General features: G+C 71.1%; 13 protein-coding genes. 5 read left to right on the plus strand and 8 right to left on the minus strand.

The window, feature by feature from the left end; genetic code table 11:
• Positions 1 to 87 precede the first annotated feature (87 nt).
• The 6 genes from ACWDR0_RS20065 to ACWDR0_RS20090 form a co-directional block, all read right to left on the minus strand.
• Positions 88 to 1437 (minus strand): PAC2 family protein, encoded by a 1350-nt coding sequence (locus ACWDR0_RS20065; protein WP_456353051.1) that lies wholly within the window; start codon positions 1435 to 1437, stop codon positions 88 to 90.
• A 224-nt stretch (positions 1438 to 1661) separates the two neighbouring features.
• Positions 1662 to 2333, minus strand: a complete 672-nt coding sequence (locus ACWDR0_RS20070) for a FadR/GntR family transcriptional regulator (RefSeq protein ID WP_456353052.1) — start codon at positions 2331 to 2333, stop codon at positions 1662 to 1664.
• Between the two features lie 129 nt (positions 2334 to 2462).
• Positions 2463 to 4076, minus strand: coding sequence for an FAD-dependent oxidoreductase (locus ACWDR0_RS20075; protein ID WP_456353053.1), 1614 nt, complete (start codon positions 4074 to 4076; stop codon positions 2463 to 2465).
• 7 nt (positions 4077 to 4083) lie between these two features.
• Positions 4084 to 5610: a glycerol kinase GlpK gene (gene glpK, locus ACWDR0_RS20080; RefSeq protein ID WP_456353054.1), complete on the minus strand. Its 1527-nt coding sequence runs from the start codon at positions 5608 to 5610 to the stop codon at positions 4084 to 4086.
• 58 nt (positions 5611 to 5668) lie between these two features.
• Positions 5669 to 6454, minus strand: a complete 786-nt coding sequence (locus ACWDR0_RS20085; protein ID WP_456353055.1) for an MIP/aquaporin family protein — start codon at positions 6452 to 6454, stop codon at positions 5669 to 5671.
• A gap of 519 nt (positions 6455 to 6973) precedes the next feature.
• Positions 6974 to 7750, minus strand: a complete 777-nt coding sequence (locus ACWDR0_RS20090; RefSeq protein WP_456353056.1) for an IclR family transcriptional regulator — start codon at positions 7748 to 7750, stop codon at positions 6974 to 6976.
• Between the two features lie 443 nt (positions 7751 to 8193).
• On the opposite strand from ACWDR0_RS20090, the gene metH reads away from it, so the two are divergent.
• The 3 genes from metH (at position 8194) to ACWDR0_RS20105 (ending at position 14611) form a co-directional block, all read left to right on the plus strand.
• Positions 8194 to 11709, plus strand: coding sequence for a methionine synthase (metH, locus tag ACWDR0_RS20095; protein WP_456353057.1), 3516 nt, complete (start codon positions 8194 to 8196; stop codon positions 11707 to 11709).
• A 208-nt stretch (positions 11710 to 11917) separates the two neighbouring features.
• A complete protein-coding gene (locus ACWDR0_RS20100; protein WP_456353058.1) occupies positions 11918 to 12619 on the plus strand; it encodes an HAD family hydrolase in 702 nt (233 codons plus the stop codon).
• A gap of 393 nt (positions 12620 to 13012) precedes the next feature.
• On the plus strand, positions 13013 to 14611 hold the full coding sequence (locus tag ACWDR0_RS20105) for an ABC transporter substrate-binding protein (protein ID WP_456353059.1): 1599 nt from the start codon (positions 13013 to 13015) through the stop codon (positions 14609 to 14611).
• Between the two features lie 107 nt (positions 14612 to 14718).
• Here the strand turns inward: ACWDR0_RS20105 and ACWDR0_RS20110 are convergent, their stop codons facing one another.
• On the minus strand, positions 14719 to 15390 hold the full coding sequence (locus ACWDR0_RS20110) for a response regulator (RefSeq protein WP_006350190.1): 672 nt from the start codon (positions 15388 to 15390) through the stop codon (positions 14719 to 14721).
• 9 nt (positions 15391 to 15399) lie between these two features.
• Positions 15400 to 16305 (minus strand): RecB family exonuclease, encoded by a 906-nt coding sequence (locus ACWDR0_RS20115; RefSeq protein WP_456353060.1) that lies wholly within the window; start codon positions 16303 to 16305, stop codon positions 15400 to 15402.
• Between the two features lie 147 nt (positions 16306 to 16452).
• Between ACWDR0_RS20115 and ACWDR0_RS20120 the strand changes: the two genes are divergently transcribed.
• Both ACWDR0_RS20120 and ACWDR0_RS20125 read left to right on the plus strand, forming a co-directional pair.
• The gene (locus ACWDR0_RS20120) at positions 16453 to 17697 is read left to right on the plus strand and encodes a site-2 protease family protein (protein ID WP_456353061.1); all 1245 of its coding nucleotides are present in this window, start codon (positions 16453 to 16455) and stop codon (positions 17695 to 17697) included.
• A 69-nt stretch (positions 17698 to 17766) separates the two neighbouring features.
• Entirely contained in the window at positions 17767 to 18711 is a 945-nt protein-coding gene (locus ACWDR0_RS20125) for a tRNA (adenine-N1)-methyltransferase (RefSeq protein WP_456353062.1), read from the plus strand.
• Positions 18712 to 18799: the final 88 nt, after the last annotated feature.

Genomic DNA, 18799 nt, shown 5'->3' on the forward strand with positions numbered 1-18799 from the left:
CCCGGCGCGGGCCGGGGGAGTAGGGACCGAAAAGGGGACGCCGCCCGCATGGAGCGGGCGGCGTCCCCTTTCGTATACCTGGTGGTGTCAGGTGGTGTCTTCGTCCGGAGCCGACTCCGACTCCGACTCCGACTCCGACTCCGACCCGGACTTGCGTCCGGACTCGCGTCCGGAATCCGGTCCCGACCCGGCGCCGGACGGGGAGTCCGTCGCGGAGCCCCCGGAGCCCTCGGAGTCCGTGCCGGGGCCCGGCCCTTCGCCGTCACGGCCGGACTCCGGTCCCTCGCCCGTCCCGCCGGACCCGCCGGACTTCCCGGACCCTGCGGGTCCGCCGGCGCCGCCCGGGCCGCCGGATTCCTCGGATCCGTCCGTCCCGCCGTCACCGGCGGCCCGGTCACCGCCGGAACCGTCCGGCTCCCGCTCCCGGCCCTCGGCCGCTTCGTCCCGCTCCGGCCGGCGCGCCTTCGACGCCCGTCCCAGCCCGCCCGAGGGATCGCGCAGATACGAGCCGCCGGCCGGACCGACCGCACCGCCCGGACCCGGATCGCCCGCATCGGGACCGACACCCGGCCCCAGCCCGCCGACGGAGCCCGGCCCGCCGTCCCGCCGCCGCAGATAGCGCTCGAACTCCCGGGCGATGGCCTCGCCGGAAGCCTCCGGCAGCTCCGCCGTGTCGCGCGCCTCCTCCAGCGTCTGGACGTACTCGGCGACCTCGGAGTCCTCCGCCGCCAGCTGGTCCACGCCCAGCTGCCAGGCCCGGGCGTCCTCGGGGAGTTCGCCCAGCGGGATCCGCAGCCCGATCAGATCCTCCAGCCGGTTCAGCAGGGCCAGCGTCGCCTTGGGGTTCGGCGGCTGCGACACGTAGTGCGGTACCGCGGCCCACAGGCTCACCGCGGGCACCCCCGCATGCGTACACGCCTCCTGGAGGATGCCGACGATGCCCGTCGGCCCCTCGTACCGGGTCTCCTCCAGGTCCAGCGTCCGCGCCAGGTCCGGGTCGGAGGTGATGCCGCTGACCGGTACCGGCCGGGTGTGCGGGGTGTCCCCGAGCAGCGCGCCCAGGATCACCACCATCTCGACGCCCAGTTCATGGGCGAATCCGAGGATCTCGTTGCAGAACGAACGCCAGCGCATGGACGGTTCGATACCGCGCACCAGCACCAGATCACGGGGCTTGTCGCCGCCCACCCGGACCACGGAGAGCCGGGTCGTGGGCCAGGTGATCTTCCGTACTCCGCCGTCCATGTACACCGTGGGCCGGTTGACCTGGAAGTCGTAGTAGTCCTCGGCGTCGAGCGCCGCGAAGACCTCGCCCTTCCACTCCCGGTCCAGATGTGCGACCGCGGTGGAGGCGGCGTCGCCGGCGTCGTTCCAGCCCTCGAACGCGGCCACCATGACCGGGTCGATCAGCTCGGGTACCCCCTCGAGCTCGATCACCCAGTGCCTCCTTCCGAAGTTCCCTCTCGTACGCCCCAACCTTACGGCTTTCGGGCGGTGCCACCGCAGCCCCTGTGCACGGCCGGGTGAACGGGGTGTCCGTCCGTTTCCCTGCCCCCAACACCGCTGATTCATCCGAGCTGTGAGGAGGAGATTCCGGGGATTCCCGGTACTCCCCGGCGCTGTTCGGCGGCCGCCCGCGGCGGGGACCGTCGCCCGGCCGGTCAGAGGCCGGAGCGGAGCCACCGCTCCACGGTCGCGAGGTGCACCGTCGCCCAGGCTCGCGCCGCGTCCGCGTCGCCGTCCCGCAGCGCGCCCAGGATGGCCCGGTGTTCGCCGAGTACGGCGCCGACCGCGCCCTCCCGGGTCAGCCCCCGCCAGAGCCGGGCCCGGGCCGCCGGCCCCGAAAGACCGTCGAGCAGGGCGCACAGCACCGAATTCCCCGACCAGCGCACGATCCCGCGGTGGAACGCGAGATCCGCCTCGACCAGCTGTTCCACGGACGGCTCGGGGCCCAGCGCGTCCGTCTGCGCGACCAGTTCGGCCAGTGCGGCGGCGGTGATCCGGCCCGCCGCGAGCCCGGTGGCCGCGGGCTCCAGGAGCCGGCGTACGGCGAGGAACTCCAGCACCGTGTCGTCGCGTTGGCAGTCCACGACGAAGCGGAGCGCCGCCAGCAGCGTCCCGGCGTCGAGACCGGTGACATAGGTGCCGTCGCCCTGGCGGACGTCGAGGACCCGGACGAGTGAGAGCGCCCGGACGGCCTCCCGCAGCGAATTCCGCGACAGACCCAGCCCGGCGGCGAGTTCGCTCTCCCGGGGGAGCCGGTCGCCGGGCCGCAGCTCGCCCGAGACGATCATGTCTTTGATCTTCTCGATCGCGTCGTCCGTGACGGCCATGAGGCGCCCCCGTCCCGTGAGTCATCGGACGTCTGACGGTGTCCGAGAGTACAACGTGGGCGGCTCCGGCGGAGCCGCCCACGAAGCGGGGACCGGTCGCCCGCCGGGGGTGTGCGGGCGACCGGGGTATCAGGACCGGCGGGCGGCCAGCAGACCGTCCACCCTGCCCCGGATCTCGTCCGTGGCCAGTCCGCGGATGGTCAGCGTGGTGCGGCGGCGCAGCACGTCGTCCGCGGTCTCCGCCCACTCGTGGTCCCGGGCGTAGACGACCTGGGCCCAGATCTCCGGGGCGTCCGGGTGGATCCGCTCGGCCAGCGCCGGGTCGTCGTTGGCGAGCCGGGCGATGTCGAACGCCAGCGAACCGTAGTGGGTGGCGAGGTGGCGGGCGGTGTCCGCGGCCATCCGGGGGCCGGGCGCCGGGCCGTCGACGAGCAGCCGGTGCTCGACCGCGCGCGGGTTGGCTATGCCGGGCAGCGGCAGCTTCCGCGGCAGACCGGACATCGGCGTCATGTCCTCGGCCAGCGGCTGTCCGGGCAGGGCCGCCAGCTTGTTCATGATCGTGCGGCCGATGTGGCGGAAGGTGGTCCACTTGCCGCCGGCGATGGAGAGCATCCCGCCGGTGCCCTCGGTGACCACGGTCTCCCGCTTGGCCTGGGAGGTGTCGCCGGGGCCGCCCGGCAGGACCCGCAGTCCGGCGAAGGAGTAGGTGATCAGGTCGCGGGAGAGCTGCTGGTCCCGGACCGAGAACGCGGCCTCGTCCAGGATCTGCGCGGTGTCCTGCTCGGTGACGGAGACATCGGCGGGGTCGCCCTCGTACACCTCGTCGGTGGTGCCGAGCAGCAGCATGTCCTCCCACGGCAGGGCGAACGTGATGCGGTACTTGTCGATCGGGGTGGCCAGCGCCGCCCGCCAGGGGGCGGTGCGCTTGAGCACCAGGTGCGCGCCCTTGGAGAGCCGGATCGACGGGGCCGCGGCGGGGTCCTCCATCCGGCGCAGGTGGTCCACCCACGGGCCGGTGGCGTTGAGCACCAGCCGGGCGGTGACCCCGAACTCGGTGCCGTCGGTACGGTCCTTCAGCTCGGCGCCGCTGACCTTGCCGCGGGTGAAGCGCAGCCCGGTGACCTCGGCGTGGTTGAGGACGGTGGCGCCCGCGGCGACGGCCGCGCGGACGGTCATCAGCGCCATCCGGGCGTCGTTCATCTGGTCGTCGCCGTAGACCGCGACGGCCTTGAGGCCCTCGGTGCGCAGCTCGGGCACATCGCGGCGGGCCCGGGAGGGGCTGATCACATGGCCGACGCCGTCGCCGAACGCGGAGAGCGCCGAGTAGGCGAAGACTCCGGCGCCCAGCTTGGCCGCGCCGTGCGGTCCGCCCTTGTAGACGGGCAGGTAGAAGGTGAGCGGGTTGGAGAGGTGGGGGGCCACCTCGCGGGAGACCGCCCGCCGCTCGAAGTGGTTCTCCGCCACCAGCTTCACCGCACCGGTCTGGAGGTAGCGCAGACCGCCGTGGAGCAGCTTGGAGGAGGCGGAGGAGGTGGCGCCGGCGAAGTCGCCGGCGTCCACCAGGGCCACCCGCAGCCCGGCCTGGGCCGCGTGCCAGGCGGTGGAGATGCCCAGGATGCCGCCGCCGATCACCAGGAGATCGTAGGTGGCCCGGGAGAGCTGCTCCCGGGTCTCGGCACGGCCCGGCAGCGAGCCTTCGGCCGGGTGCGTCCCGAGGGCCGGAACGCTCTGCAGGGTGGTCATGATCGTCTTACTCCTCGTCCTCGATCCAGCCCATGGTCCGCTCGACGGCCTTGAGCCAGTTCTTGTACTCGCTCTCACGCCGGTCGGCGTCCATGCGAGGGGTCCATTCGGCGGCCCGGCGCCAGTTGGCGCGGAGCGCGTCGGTGTCCGGCCAGAAGCCGACCGCGAGGCCGGCGGCGTAGGCCGCGCCGAGGCAGGTGGTCTCGGCGACCATCGGGCGCACCACGGGTGCGTCCAGGACGTCGGCGAGGGTCTGCATCAGCAGGTTGTTGGAGGTCATTCCGCCGTCGACCTTGAGGGCGGCCAGCTCGACGCCGGAGTCCTTGGTCATGGCGTCGGTGATCTCGCGGGTCTGCCAGGCGGTGGCCTCCAGCACGGCACGGGCGATATGCGCCTTGGTGACGTACCGGGTCAGACCGGCGATCACACCGCGGGCGTCCGAACGCCAGTAGGGGGCGAAGAGGCCGGAGAAGGCGGGAACGACGTAGGCGCCGCCGTTGTCCTCCACCGACAGGGCGAGGGTCTCGATCTCGGCGGCCGACTTGATGAGGCCCATCTGATCGCGCATCCACTGCACCAGCGAGCCGGTGACGGCGATCGAGCCCTCCAGGGCGTAGACCGGCTCCTGTTCGCCGATCCGGTAGCCGACCGTGGTCAGCAGTCCGTTGTACGAGTTCACCGGGGTGCCGCCGGTGTTCATCAGCATGAAGGTGCCGGTGCCGTACGTGGACTTGGCCTCGCCCTCGGAGAAGCAGGTCTGGCCGAAGAGGGCGGCCTGCTGGTCACCGAGTGCGGAGGCGACGGGGACGCCGTCGAGGGCGCCGCCCTTCGCGGTGCCGTAGACCTCGGAGGAGGAGCGGATCTCCGGCAGGAGCGCCGCGGGGACCTCCATGGAGCTGAGGATCTTGTCGTCCCAGGTCATGGTGTGGAGGTTCATCAGCATGGTGCGCGACGCGTTGGTCACGTCGGTGACGTGGACTCCGCCGTCGACCCCGCCGGTGAGGTTCCAGATGACCCAGGAGTCCATGGTGCCGAAGAGGATGTCGCCGCGCTCGGCGCGCTCGCGCAGGCCCGCCACGTTGTCGAGGAGCCAGCGGACCTTCGGGCCGGCGAAGTAGGAGGCCAGCGGGAGCCCGGTCTCGCGGCGGAAGCGGTCCTGGCCGACATTGCGGCCCAGCTCCTTGCAGAGCGCGTCGGTACGGGTGTCCTGCCAGACGATCGCGTTGTGCACGGGCTCACCGGTGGTGCGGTCCCACAGCAGGGTGGTCTCGCGCTGGTTGGTGATGCCGATGGCCTTGACGTCGTCACGGGTGATGCCGGCCTTGGCGACGGCGCCCGCCACCACTTCCTGGACATTGGTCCAGATCTCGTTGGCGTCGTGCTCGACCCAGCCCGGCTTCGGGAAGATCTGCTCGTGCTCCTTCTGGTCGACCGAGACGATCCGGCCGTCCTTGTCGAAGACGATGCAGCGGCTGGACGTGGTGCCCTGGTCGATGGCCGCGATGAACGGGCCGGCGGTGTGTGCGTCGGTCACGGGGTGCTCCTGCTCGGAAGGCTCGGTGGTCGGTGGGGTCACGGGGTTCGGATCCGTCTCAGGCGAACGCGAGGTTGTAGATACCCGCTGCGAGGGCACCGCCCGCAAACGGTCCGACCACGGGAATCCAGGCGTAGCTCCAGTCCGAGCCGCCCTTGTTGGGCAGGGGGAGCAGGGCGTGGACGATACGCGGGCCGAGGTCACGGGCCGGGTTGATGGCGTAGCCCGTGGGTCCGCCGAGGGAGAGGCCGATGCCGACCACGACGAAGGCCGTGATCAGGGCGCCGAGCGTGCTGAGCCCCTTGCCCTCGGCGTTCAGTCCCTGGGTGAGTACGGCGAGTACCAGGACGGCCGTGCCGAGGATCTCGGTGGCGAGGTTCTGCCAGGCGATCCGGATCTCGGGGCCGGTGGAGAAGATGCCGAGGACCGGCCCGGCGTTGCCGCCCTGGGAGCCTTCGAGGAGCGGCTTGTCCGCGGGATCGCCGATGATCTCGCGGTCGGTGAGGTGGGCCATGAACTGCCCGTAGTAGGCGACCACGACCAGCGCGGCGCCGATCATCGCGCCGAGGACCTGGCCCGCGATGTAGTACGGGACGTTCGCCCAGGTCCCGTCCTTGATGGCGATACCGACGGTGACGGCGGGATTCAGATGGGCGCCGGAGAGGGAGCTGGTCATGTACACAGCGGTCATGACCGCGAAGCCCCAGCCGAAGGTGATGGCCAGCCAGCCCGCACCGCGCGCCTTGGACTTCTTCAGGGTGACGGCGGCGACCACACCGCCGCCGAGCAGGATGAGAACGGCGGTACCGATGACTTCGCCGATGAAGATATTGGAGCTGGACACCGCGACTCCTTTGTCCTTGTCCAGGTGTGGCGAACCCCGGTTCCTCCGGTGGCTCGCGCCCCGTGGCGGGAGCCGGCGGGGCGGTATCGGTCCTCAGGCGCTTGACACACTCTAACGCGATTTTCCGTCAGGCGTTCGGCAATGCCGACCGATGAACGGCAGTTTTCCTCTGCGTAAACACGCCGTCAAGACCTGGGCGCCCCGGGAATCGGAAAAACCGGAACCGGTGCGGCCGGTCCGGCGCATGGTGACTCTATGGAAATGTACGGCTATCCGATGATGCGCCCGGAATGACCATCGCGCTCGATGTCGTCCGCCGGTCGGCGCACCGGTGCCTCCACCGGTGCCTCCTCGCGGGGTATGGCGGCGCGGGTGTGACGGCGGGGCGGGGCGGTGCGGCGGCGCGCATGCGCGCAGCGCCGGACTCGGTCGGGCCCGCCGGTGCGCACGCTCAGCGGGCGGCGGCACCACCCGTACGGCACCGGGCACGGCCCGGGCCCGGTGCCGTACGGGTGCGGGTCAGAAGCGTCCGGCGCCCAGGTCGCGCGAGACGGCCCGCGCGCACTCCCGTACCGCCGTGATCAGCTCGGGGCGCAGCTCGCGCCGGTCCTCGCGGTCCTCGCAGACCCGCTCCACGGCCCCGGTGATCGCGACCGCGCCCACCGGCATCCGGCGCCGGTCGTGGACGGGCGCGGCGACCGCCGCGACGCCCTCCCAGGTCTCCTCCACGTCCGAGCCCCAGCCCCGGGCCCGGGTACGGGCGAGTACGGACTCGAATTCGTCGATACCGGTCACGGTCAGCGGGGTGAACGCCTTGCGCTCCGCCTCGACCGCCTCCGAGTGCGCCACCGGGTCGTAGGCCGCCAGTACCTTGCCCAGGGCGGTGGAGTGCAGCGGCTGCATGGCGCCCACCTCCAGCACCTGGCGGCTGTCGTCCGGCCGGAAGACGTGGTGGACGATGAGGACGCCGTGCTGGTGCAGTACGCCGAGATGGACGCTCTCGCCGCTGGAGCGGGCCAGATCGTCCGTCCACACCAGGGCGCGGGCGCGCAGCTCGTGGACATCGAGATAGCTGTTGCCCAGCCGGAGCAGCTCCGCGCCGAGCTGGTAGCGGCCGGATGCCGGGTCCTGCTCCACGAAGCCCTCGGCCTGCAGCGTGCGCAGGATGCCGTGGGCGGTCCCCTTGGCCAGATCGAGCGAGGAGGCGATGTCCGACAGGCCGAGCCGGCGCTCGCCGCCCGCGAGCAGCCGCAGCATTGCCGCCGCGCGCTCCAGCGACTGGATGTTCTTCGCCATCGGATCGGCCCTCTCCACTGCTGTTCGACAATGCTGAACACTATCGGCCGATGTCGACCATGCCCGCTGCTGAGTGAGTATCTCGCGGCCGAAAGCTTCACGAGAACCCCACAAACCTGGGAGTTGGCCGCCGAAGCCGCCCACGAGCCGTCCACAAGCCGTCCGGACCGCCCGGCCGCGGTCCCGGAATCAGCCGCACGGCGGTACCGCCGCACCCCCGTCCGCTACGGCCGGAACCCCTGTCCGTTCCCGCCCGGGCCGCCCGTTCGGGACGGCCGCAGGCCCGGACCGTACCCCCGCGATCCGGCGGACGGGTGCATTCCGGGCGTCCGCCCGGTGGGACACCCTCTCCTTCCACCGCGGCGCCCGGTTACCCTGACTCCGTGCGGCTTCCCGCCGGAAGCCGCAAAGCCGACAGCCGTCGCATCCCAGGGAGCCCGTTCATGGCCTCGTCGCCCACCCCTTCCGTACCCTCCGCCGACAGCCGGACCCGGGTCGCCGGCCTCCGCCGGGCCCTCGCCGAGCGGGTCGTCGTCGCCGACGGAGCGATGGGCACCATGCTCCAGGCGCAGGACCCGACCATGGAGGACTTCCAGGACCTGGAGGGCTGCAACGAGGTCCTCAACGTCACCCGCCCGGACATCGTCCGCTCGGTCCACGAGGCCTACTTCGACGCCGGTGTCGACTGCGTCGAGACCAACACCTTCGGTACCAACCACTCCGCGCTGGGCGAGTACGAGATCGCCCACCGCATCCACGAGCTCTCCGAGGCCGGCGCCCGGATCGCCCGCGAGGTCGCCGACGAGTACGCGGCCGACGGCCGGCCGCGCTGGGTGCTCGGCTCCATCGGCCCCGGCACCAAGCTGCCGACCCTGGGCCACGCCCCGTACACCACCCTGCGGGACGGCTTCCAGGCCAACGCCGAGGGACTGATCGCGGGCGGCTCCGACGCCCTGCTGGTCGAGACCACCCAGGACCTGCTCCAGACCAAGGCCGCCATCCTCGGCGCCCGCCGCGCCATGGAGGCCACCGGCACCGAGCTGCCGCTGCTCTGCTCGATGGCCTTCGAGACCACCGGCACCATGCTGCTGGGGTCCGAGATCGGGGCCGCGCTCACCGCGCTGGAGCCCCTCGGCATCGACATGATCGGGCTGAACTGCTCCACCGGCCCCGCCGAGATGAGCGAGCACCTGCGCTATCTCGCCCGCCACTCCCGGATCCCGCTGCTCTGCATGCCCAACGCCGGTCTCCCCGTCCTCGGCAAGGACGGCGCCTACTTCCCGCTGGACGCCGAGGGCCTGGCCGACGCCCAGGAGACCTTCGTCAACGAGTACGGGCTCTCCCTGATCGGCGGCTGCTGCGGCACCACCCCCGAGCATCTGCGCCAGGTCGTCGAGCGGGTCCGCGGACTGACCCCGCCGGCCCGCGAGCCGCGCCCCGAGCCGGGCGCCGCCTCCCTCTACCAGACCGTGCCGTTCCGGCAGGACACCTCGTATCTGGCGATCGGCGAGCGGACCAACGCCAACGGCTCCAAGAAGTTCCGCGAGGCGATGCTGGAAGCCCGCTGGGACGACTGTGTCGAGATGGCCCGCGACCAGATCCGCGAAGGCGCCCATATGCTCGACCTCTGCGTCGACTACGTGGGCCGGGACGGCGTCGCCGACATGGCGGAGCTCGCCGGACGGTTCGCCACCGCCTCCACCCTCCCGATCGTGCTGGACTCCACCGAGGTCGACGTCATCCGGGCCGGACTGGAGAAGCTCGGCGGCCGGGCCGTCATCAACTCCGTCAACTACGAGGACGGCGACGGCCCCGACTCCCGCTTCGCCCAGGTCACCCGGCTGGCCCAGGAGCACGGCGCCGCGCTGATCGCGCTCACCATCGACGAGGAGGGCCAGGCCCGTACCGTCGAGAACAAGGTCGCCGTCGCCGAACGGCTGATCGCCGACCTCACCGGCAACTGGGGCATCCACGAGTCCGACATCCTCGTCGACACCCTGACCTTCACCATCTGTACCGGTCAGGAGGAGTCCCGCCGTGACGGCGTGCACACCATCGAGGCCATCCGGGAGCTGAAGCGGCGTCACCCCGATGTCCAGACCACCCTCGGCCTCTCCAATATCTCCTTCGGCCTCAACCCGGCCGCCCGCATCCTGCTGAACTCGGTCTTCCTCGACGAGTGCGTCAAGGCCGGGCTGGACTCCGCGATCGTCCACGCCTCCAAGATCCTGCCGATCGCCCGCTTCGACGACGAGCAGGTCGGCACCGCGCTCGACCTCATCCACGACCGGCGCCGCGAGGGATACGACCCGCTCCAGAAGCTGATGGAGCTCTTCGAGGGCGTCGACACCAAGTCGCTCAAGGCGGACAAGGCCAAGGAACTGCTCTCGCTGCCGCTGGAGGAGCGGCTCCAGCGGCGGATCATCGACGGCGAGAAGAACGGCCTGGAGGCCGACCTCGACGAGGCACTGACCGAGCGGGCCGCCCTCGACATCGTCAACGACACCCTGCTGGCGGGCATGAAGGTCGTCGGCGAGCTGTTCGGCTCGGGCCGGATGCAGCTGCCGTTCGTCCTCCAGTCCGCCGAGGTCATGAAGAACGCGGTGGCCCATCTGGAACCGCATATGGAGAAGTCGGACGCCGAGGGCAAGGGCACCATCGTCCTCGCCACCGTCCGCGGCGACGTCCACGACATCGGCAAGAACCTCGTCGACATCATCCTCTCCAACAACGGCTACAACGTCGTCAACCTCGGTATCAAGCAGCCGGTCTCCGCCATCCTGGAGGCCGCCGAGGAGCACCGGGCCGATGTCATCGGCATGTCCGGACTGCTGGTCAAATCCACGGTGATCATGAAGGAGAACCTGGAGGAGATGAACCAGCGGAAGATCGCGGCGGACTACCCCGTGATCCTCGGCGGTGCCGCCCTCACCCGCGCCTATGTGGAGCAGGACCTGCACGAGCTGTACGAGGGCGAGGTCCGCTACGCCCGCGACGCGTTCGAGGGCCTGCGGCTGATGGACGCCCTCATCGGGGTCAAGCGCGGGGTCCCCGGAGCCGTACTGCCCGAGCTGAAGCAGCGCCGGGTGCGGGCCGCCGCGGCCGTCGTCGAGGAGCGCCCCGAGGAGGGTGCGGCCCGCAGCGACGTCGCCGTCGACAACCCCGTACCCGAGCCGCCGTTCTGGGGCACCCGGGTCATCAAGGGCATCCAGCTCAAGGAGTACGCCTCCTGGCTGGACGAGGGCGCGCTCTTCAAGGGGCAGTGGGGGCTCAAGCAGAACCGCACCGGAGACGGGCCGAGCTACGAGGAGCTGGTGGAGACCGAGGGCCGGCCGCGGCTGCGCGGGCTCCTGGACCAGCTCCACACCCGCAACCTGCTCGAAGCCGCCGTCGTCTACGGCTACTTCCCCTGCGTCTCCAAGGGCGACGACCTCATCGTGCTCAACGAGGACGGCTCCGAGCGGACCCGGTTCTCCTTCCCGCGCCAGCGCCGCGGCCGCCGCCTCTGCCTGGCCGACTTCTTCCGGCCCGAGGAGGCGGGGGAGCGGGACGTCGTCGGCTTCCAGGTGGTCACGGTCGGCTCGAAGATCGGGGAGGCCACCGCCGAACTGTTCGCGGGCGACGCCTACCGCGACTATCTGGAGCTGCACGGCCTCTCCGTCCAGCTCGCCGAGGCGCTCGCCGAGTACTGGCACGCCAGGGTCCGGGCCGAACTGGGCTTCGGCGGCGAGGACCCGGAGGCCGTGGAGGACATGTTCGCGCTGAAGTACCGCGGCGCGCGCTTCTCCCTCGGCTACGGGGCCTGCCCCGATCTGGAGGACCGCGCGAAGATCGCGGAGCTGCTGCGGCCCGAGCGGATCGGCGTCCATCTCTCCGAGGAGTTCCAGCTCCACCCGGAGCAGTCCACGGACGCCATCGTGATCCACCACCCGGAGGCCAAGTACTTCAACGCACGGTGACCGCCAACGACCGGTGACCGGACGGACCACTCCGGTAGTCGGACCGTCACACCAACGGCGGACGGCGGCGGGGCGCGGCGGCTATTGCCGCGCACCGCGGCCCGCCGAGTCGTACACTTGTCGGTCCAACGCAGGCCGGTCGCCTGTCCCGGCGGGGAAGCCGAAGGGAGAGGCGGCCGGCCTTCTCGTCCCTTCCGGAGGTATGCCGATGACCAGTGCGATCCCCGCGACCCCCGCCCGCCCGGCGGACGGATCGGCCCTCGGCGCCGTCCTGCTGGACATGGACGGCACCCTCGTGGACACGGAGGGTTTCTGGTGGGACGCGGAGGTGCGGGTCTTCGCCGACCTGGGCCATGAACTGGACGAGGCCTGGCGCGAGGTGGTCGTCGGCGGCCCGATGACCCGCAGCGCCGGCTATCTGATCGAGGTCACCGGCGCCGGTATCGCCCTGCCGGAGCTGACGGTCCTGCTCAACGACGCCTTCGAGAAGCGGATCAGCGAGGGAGTGCCGCTGATGCCGGGCGCCGAGCGGCTGCTGACCGAACTGGCCGCCGCCGGAGTGCCGACGGCCCTGGTCTCCGCCTCCCACCGCCGGATCATCGACCGGGTCCTGGACTCCCTCCCGCACGACTTCGTGCTCTCCGTCGCCGGTGACGAGGTGCCCCGCACCAAGCCGCACCCGGACCCCTATCTGCTGGCCGCGCAGGGCCTGGGTACGGAGCCGTGGCGCTGTGCCGTCGTCGAGGACACCGCGACCGGTGTGGCCTCGGCCGAAGCGGCCGGCTGCCGGGTCGTCGCCGTGCCCTCCGTGGCGCCGATCGCCGCCGCCCCGGGCCGGGTGGTCGTGGAGTCGCTCCGCACCGTCGACCTGGCGTTTCTGCGGGAACTGATGAACAGGTCCGGGCATTAAGTTTTCCGGCGTGACATTCGTCACTCTGCGTGTACTGGACGCGGTACCACCGCCCGCTCCGCCCGCCGTCCGCGGCACCCCGGACCGGACCTTGTGTCCGTATTGATGGAGTCGTGTACGAATCATTCCCGGTGATGGCTGTTGCCCCCGGGATATGACCCGTCACTCAGTGATTACGGCCCAACTGCTGCCCGGTCCACCGGCCCTGACGGCGCCGACTAGTGTCTTCGCGAGTCCTCACCGCACCAACGACCGGCCCCGGCGCCGTACCACCCTCGCGAACCCGGGGCCGACCGCACCGGATTCCCGGATGGCCCGCACCGTCCCGAACGGGCGGCGCGGCGGGGACTCCTCGCACGCAGTACCCAGTGCCGGATGAGGAGAACGTCCAGGATGAACCGTAAGACTTTGGTGCTGCCGGCCGTGGTCGGCCTGCTCGCGCCCGTGCTCGTCGCCTGCGGCGACTCGAAGGGCGGCGCCTCCGACGGGGGGACCATTGTCGTGGGCACCACGGACCAGATCGCCGGCGGCAAGGACAACCCGGCGCCCCTCGACCCGGCGCACGCCTACGACACCGGTGCCTGGAACGTCCTCCGTCCCAGCCTCCAGACGCTGATGCGCACCCCGCACGGCGGTGGTCTGCCCGCTCCCGAGGCCGCCGAATCCTGCTCCTTCACCGACAACGCCAGCCAGAGCTACCGCTGCAAGCTCCGCAGCGGACTGAAGTTCGCCGACGGCACCAATGTCACCCCCGAGGACGTCAAGTTCTCCGTCGAGCGGGTCCGCGCCATCGACTCGGACAACGGCACCGCCGGTCTGCTCTCCACCGTCGACAAGATCGAGACCAAGGGCGACCGGGACGTCGTCTTCCATCTCTCGATCCCCGACGCGACCTTCCCGTTCAAGCTCTCCACCCCCGTCGCGAGCATCGTCAGCAAGAAGAAGTACGAGGGCAAGAAGCTCCGCGACGGCTTCCAGGTCGACGGCTCCGGCCCGTACACCATGAAGGCCACCGTCAAGGACGACCGGATCAGCAAGGTCGTCTTCAGCCGCAACGACTCCTACCGGGGGGCCATCAAGGTCCTCAACAAGAAGGTCGAGATGCGGGTCTTCGCCGACGCCGACGCCATGGGCAAGGCGCTGGAGAAGGGCGAGATCGACGTGATGACCCGGGAGATGTCCCCGGAGCAGATCAGGGACTTCACCGAGAAGCCGTCCAAGGACATCGAACTCGCCGAGATGCCCGGCCTCTCCATCCGCTACCTCGCCTTCAACACCAACGACCCCTCGGTCAAGGACAAGGCCGTCCGCCAGGCGATGGCCGCCGTCATCGACCGCGGCCAGATCGCCGGACAGGTCTACGGAGCCACCGCCGAGCCGCTGTACTCGCTGATCCCGGCGAGCATCGGCGCGCACAAGAACTCCTTCTACAACGAGTACGGCGAGCCCAGCACCGACAAGGCCGAGAAGATCCTCAAGAAGGCCGGTATCCGCACCCCGGTCAAGCTGAAGCTGCACTACACCACCGACCGCTACGGAGCCGGCACGGCCCGCGAGTTCGAGGTGCTGCGGACCCAGCTGAACAAGTCCGGACTGTTCTCGGTGACCATCCAGGGCGCCGAATGGGCGGACTTCCGGACCGCCCAGAAGCGCGGCGACTACCCCGTCTACGGCATGGGCTGGTTCCCCGACTTCGCGGACCCCGACAACTACATCGCGCCCTTCCTCGACAAGGACAACTTCCTCAACTCGCCCTATGTCAGCAACGAGGTCCGCAGCCTGATCCCGCAGTCGCGCCGCCACGCCGACCGCGCCGCCGCCGCCTCGGCGTTCAGCAAGATGCAGGACATCGTCGCCGAGGACGTGCCCGTGCTGCCGCTCTGGCAGGGCAAGCAGTACGTCGCCGCCCGCAAGGGAGTCGGCGGTATCGAGCAGCTGCTGAACTCCACCTCCGACCTCCAGATCTGGGAGCTCCAGGCGGCCGTGAAGTAACCCGGCGGCCCGCCCCTCGCCGGGGCGGGCCCGCCCGGAACGGCAAAGCGGCGGCGGGCCCGGCCCGCCGCCGCTTCACCGTTACCGGAACCGTTCCGGCCGGACGCCTACTGGGCGCCGGGCCGCACCAGCCCGCTCTCGTACGCGTACACCGCGGCCTGGACCCGGTCCCGCAGCCCCAGCTTCGTCAGCACATGCCCCACATGGGTCTTCACCGTCGTCTCGCTGACGAACAGATCCGCCGCGATCTCCGCGTTCGACAGGCCCCGCGCCACCAGCTTCAGGACCTCCACCTCACGGTCGGTCAGCGTGTGCAGCGTGTCCGGGACCGGCTCCTCGCCCGAGGGCAGATGCCCCGCGTACTTGTCCAGCAGCCGCCGGGTGATGCTGGGCGCCAGCATCGCCTCACCCGCCGCGACCACCCGGATCGCCTGCACCAGCTCGTTCGCCGGGGCGTCCTTGAGCAGAAACCCGCTGGCCCCCGCCCGCAGCGCCTCCACCACGTACTCGTCGAGGTCGAAGGTGGTCAGCACCAGCACCTTCGCCGGGCCGTCCCGCCCCGGACCCGTGATCTGCCGGGTCGCCTCCACCCCGTCCATCCGCGGCATCCGGATGTCCATCAGCACCACATCGGGCTGGAGCGCCCGCACCTGGTCGAGCGCCTGAAGGCCGTCACCGGCCTCACCGACGACCGCGATGTCCTGCTCCGCCTCGAGAATCATCCGGAAGCCGGTACGCAGCAGCGGCTGATCGTCGACCAGCAGAACACGGATTGCCACGGAAACTCCTCACACTCGGTCGGAGCCCATTCTGCCCTGCGCCCCGACGGCGGACCCGGCGGGGGAAACACTCAGCGGATACACCGGGGGAGTGCCCCCGAACTCCGGGCAGAACGCCTGGTGGTCGCACCAGTTGCAGAGCTTCGTCGGCCGCGGCCGCCACTCGCCCGTCTCGGTCGCCGTCCGGATCGCCTCCCAGAGCGCCAGCAGCTTCCGCTCCACCCGCTCCAGATCCGCCGGCACCGGATCGTAGGTGATCACATCACCACTGCCCAGATAGACCAGCTGCAGCCGGCGCGGCAGCACCTTCTTCAGCTTCCAGACCACCAGCGCGTAGAACTTCATCTGGAACAGCGCGCCCTCGCCGTACTCCGGCCGGGGCGCCTTCCCCGTCTTGTAGTCGACGATCCGCACCTCGCCGGTCGGCGCCACGTCCACCCGGTCGATCACCCCGCGCAGCCGCAGCCCCGACTCCAGCTCCGTCTCGACGAACAGCTCCCGCTCCGCCGGCTCCAGCCGCGTCGGATCCTCCAGCCCGAACCAGCGCTCGACCAGCGCCTCCGCCTCGCCCAGCCAGCGCGCCAGCTGCTCCCCGCCCTCGTCGTCCGCGAAGAGCCCGCCCAGCTCGGGACGGCCCGCCAGCAGCCGGTCCCACTGCCCCGGCACCAGCGCCCTGGCCGCCGGGGCCGTCCGCTCCGCCGCGGGCGCGTCGAAGAGCCGCTCCAGCACCGCATGGACCAGCGTCCCGCGGGTAGCCGCCGGGCTCGGCTTCTCCGGCAGTCTGTCGATCACCCGGAACCGGTAGAGCAGCGGACACTGCATGAAATCGCTCGCCCGCGACGGCGACAGCGACATCGGCGGCGCCGCGGGCCGCGGGCCCGCCGGCTCCCCGGAAACGGCCTGACTCGTACTCATGACTCAGACCCTACGGCCCGCCACTGACAGCGAGCGCAATACCATCGACCTCACAGGACCGGACACTGCACGATCGGAGCGTTGCGTCATCGGGCGAGAGACGATCGAAGCAGAGGACCACCGGCGTTCTCGCGACGAAGGGACCCCGTGAACGACCACGACCCGAGGGACGGCTCGAACGAGCGCTCACGCGCGTCGTCCGGCGCCCCCGGCACGCCCCCGGAGGACAAGCGCAAGCGCCCCGACGGTCCCGGAGGAGGCATCCTCATGGGCCGCCCCTTCGGCGTGCCCGTCTACGTCGCCCCGAGCTGGTTCCTGGTCGCCGCCCTGATCACCTGGGTCTTCGGCGACCAGCTCAACCGGGTCCTGCCCGAGCTGGGCGGCCTCAACTACCTGGTCTCCCTCTTCTTCGCCGTCGCCTTCTACGCCTCCGTACTCGTCCACGAGCTGGCCCACACCGTGGCCGCGCTCCGCTACAAACTCCCGGTCCGCCGCATCCAGCTCCAGTTCTTCGGCGGCTCCTCGGAGATCGAGAAGGAGTCGGAGACCCCCGGCCGGGAATTCGTCATCGCGTTCGTCGGCCCGCTGCTCTCCCTGGTCCTGGCCGGGATCTTCTACCTGGGCATGCGCGCCGTCGAGCCCGGGACGGTCCCCGGGGTGCTGCTCGCCGGACTGATGATCTCCAACCTGATCGTCGCCGCCTTCAATCTGCTGCCCGGCCTCCCCCTCGACGGCGGACGCATGCTCCGGGCCGTCGTCTGGAAGATCACCGGCAAGCCCATGAGCGGCACCGTCGCCGCCGCCTGGGTCGGCCGCGGCCTCGCCGTCGCCGTCCTCATCGGTCTGCCGCTCTTCACCCATTCGGGCGCACTCGGCACCCCCGGCCAGGAGATCGGCGGTGTCCAGTCCGTCACCGACGCCCTGCTGGCCGCCATCCTCGCCGCGATCATCTGGACCGGTGCCGGAAACAGCCTCCGCAGCGCCCGCCTCCGGGAGCACCTCCCCGAACTGGCCGCCCGCGCCCTGACCCGCAGGGCCGTCCCCGTCGAGGCCGGCACCCCGCTCTCCGAGGCGCTGCGGCGCGCCAACGAGGCGGGCGCCCGCGCCCTCGTCGTCGTCGACGGCCAGGGCAACCCCACCGCCCTGGTCCGCGAGGCCGCCATCGTCGGCGTACCCCAGCACCGCCGTCCCTGGGTCGCCGTCGGCACCCTCGCCCAGGAGCTGACCGACGGCATGCGCCTCCCGGCCGACCTCGTCGGCGAATCCCTCCTCGAACACCTCCGCACCACACCCGCGACCGAGTACCTCGTCGTCGAGGACACCGGCGAGATCTACGGGGTGCTCTCCACGGCTGACGTGGAACGCGCCTTCGTCGCCGCGATGACGCGCTGACCACCGGCCCCCGGCCGCCCCCGCCGCCCCGTGGTCATGGCCCCGCCCCCGGGCCGGTACGCTGGTCACATGTCCGAACCGACCGGTGCCGCCCGCCGTCGCGGGCCCTTCAAGGTCGGGGACCAGGTCCAGCTCACCGATCCCAAGGGACGCCACTACACCTTCACGCTCGAAGCCGGGAAGAACTTCCACACCCACAAGGGGTCGTTCCCGCACGACGAGCTGATCGGCGCCCCCGAGGGCAGTGTGGTCCGAACCACGGGAAACGTCGCCTATCTCGCGCTGCGCCCCCTGCTCCCCGACTACGTCCTGTCCATGCCCCGCGGTGCCGCCGTGGTCTATCCCAAGGACGCGGGACAGATCCTGGCCTTCGCCGACATCTTCGCCGGCGCGCGCGTCGTCGAGGCGGGAGTGGGCTCGGGCTCGCTCAGCGCGTTCCTGCTGCGCGCCATCGGCGACCAGGGCATGCTCCACTCGTACGAGCGGCGGTCCGACTTCGCCGATATCGCCCGGCAGAACGTCGAGCGCTACTTCGGCGGCGAGCACCCGGCCTGGCAGCTCACCGTGGGCGATCTCCAGGACAACCTCTCGGACACCGACGTCGACCGGGTCATCCTGGACATGCTCGCCCCGTGGGAGTGCCTGGAGGCCGTCTCCAAGGCGCTGGTCCCCGGCGGCATCCTCTGCTGCTACGTCGCCACCACCACCCAGCTGGCCCGGACCGTCGAGGCCATCCGCGACATCGGCTCCTTCGCCGAGCCGCAGCCCTGGGAGTCGATGATCCGCAACTGGCACGTCGAGGGACTCGCGGTCCGTCCCGACCACCGGATGATCGGACACACCGGTTTCCTGGTCACCGCCCGCCGGCTCGCCGACGGTGTGGAGCCGCCGATGCGCCGCCGCAGGCCCGCCAAGGGCGCCTACGGCGAGGACTACACCGGCTGGGGCGGCAAGGACACCAAGGACGCCAAGAGCACCCCTGCCACCGGGGACGCGGCGTCCGCCACGGACTGACACACCTCGTCAACGACACGGCGCCGCCGCCGGGTTGCCCCGCACCGGGGCACCCGGCGGCGGCGCCGTCCGTTTCCCACCCCGCCGT

It is taken from the genome of Streptomyces sp. NPDC003691 (genome assembly GCF_053981115.1).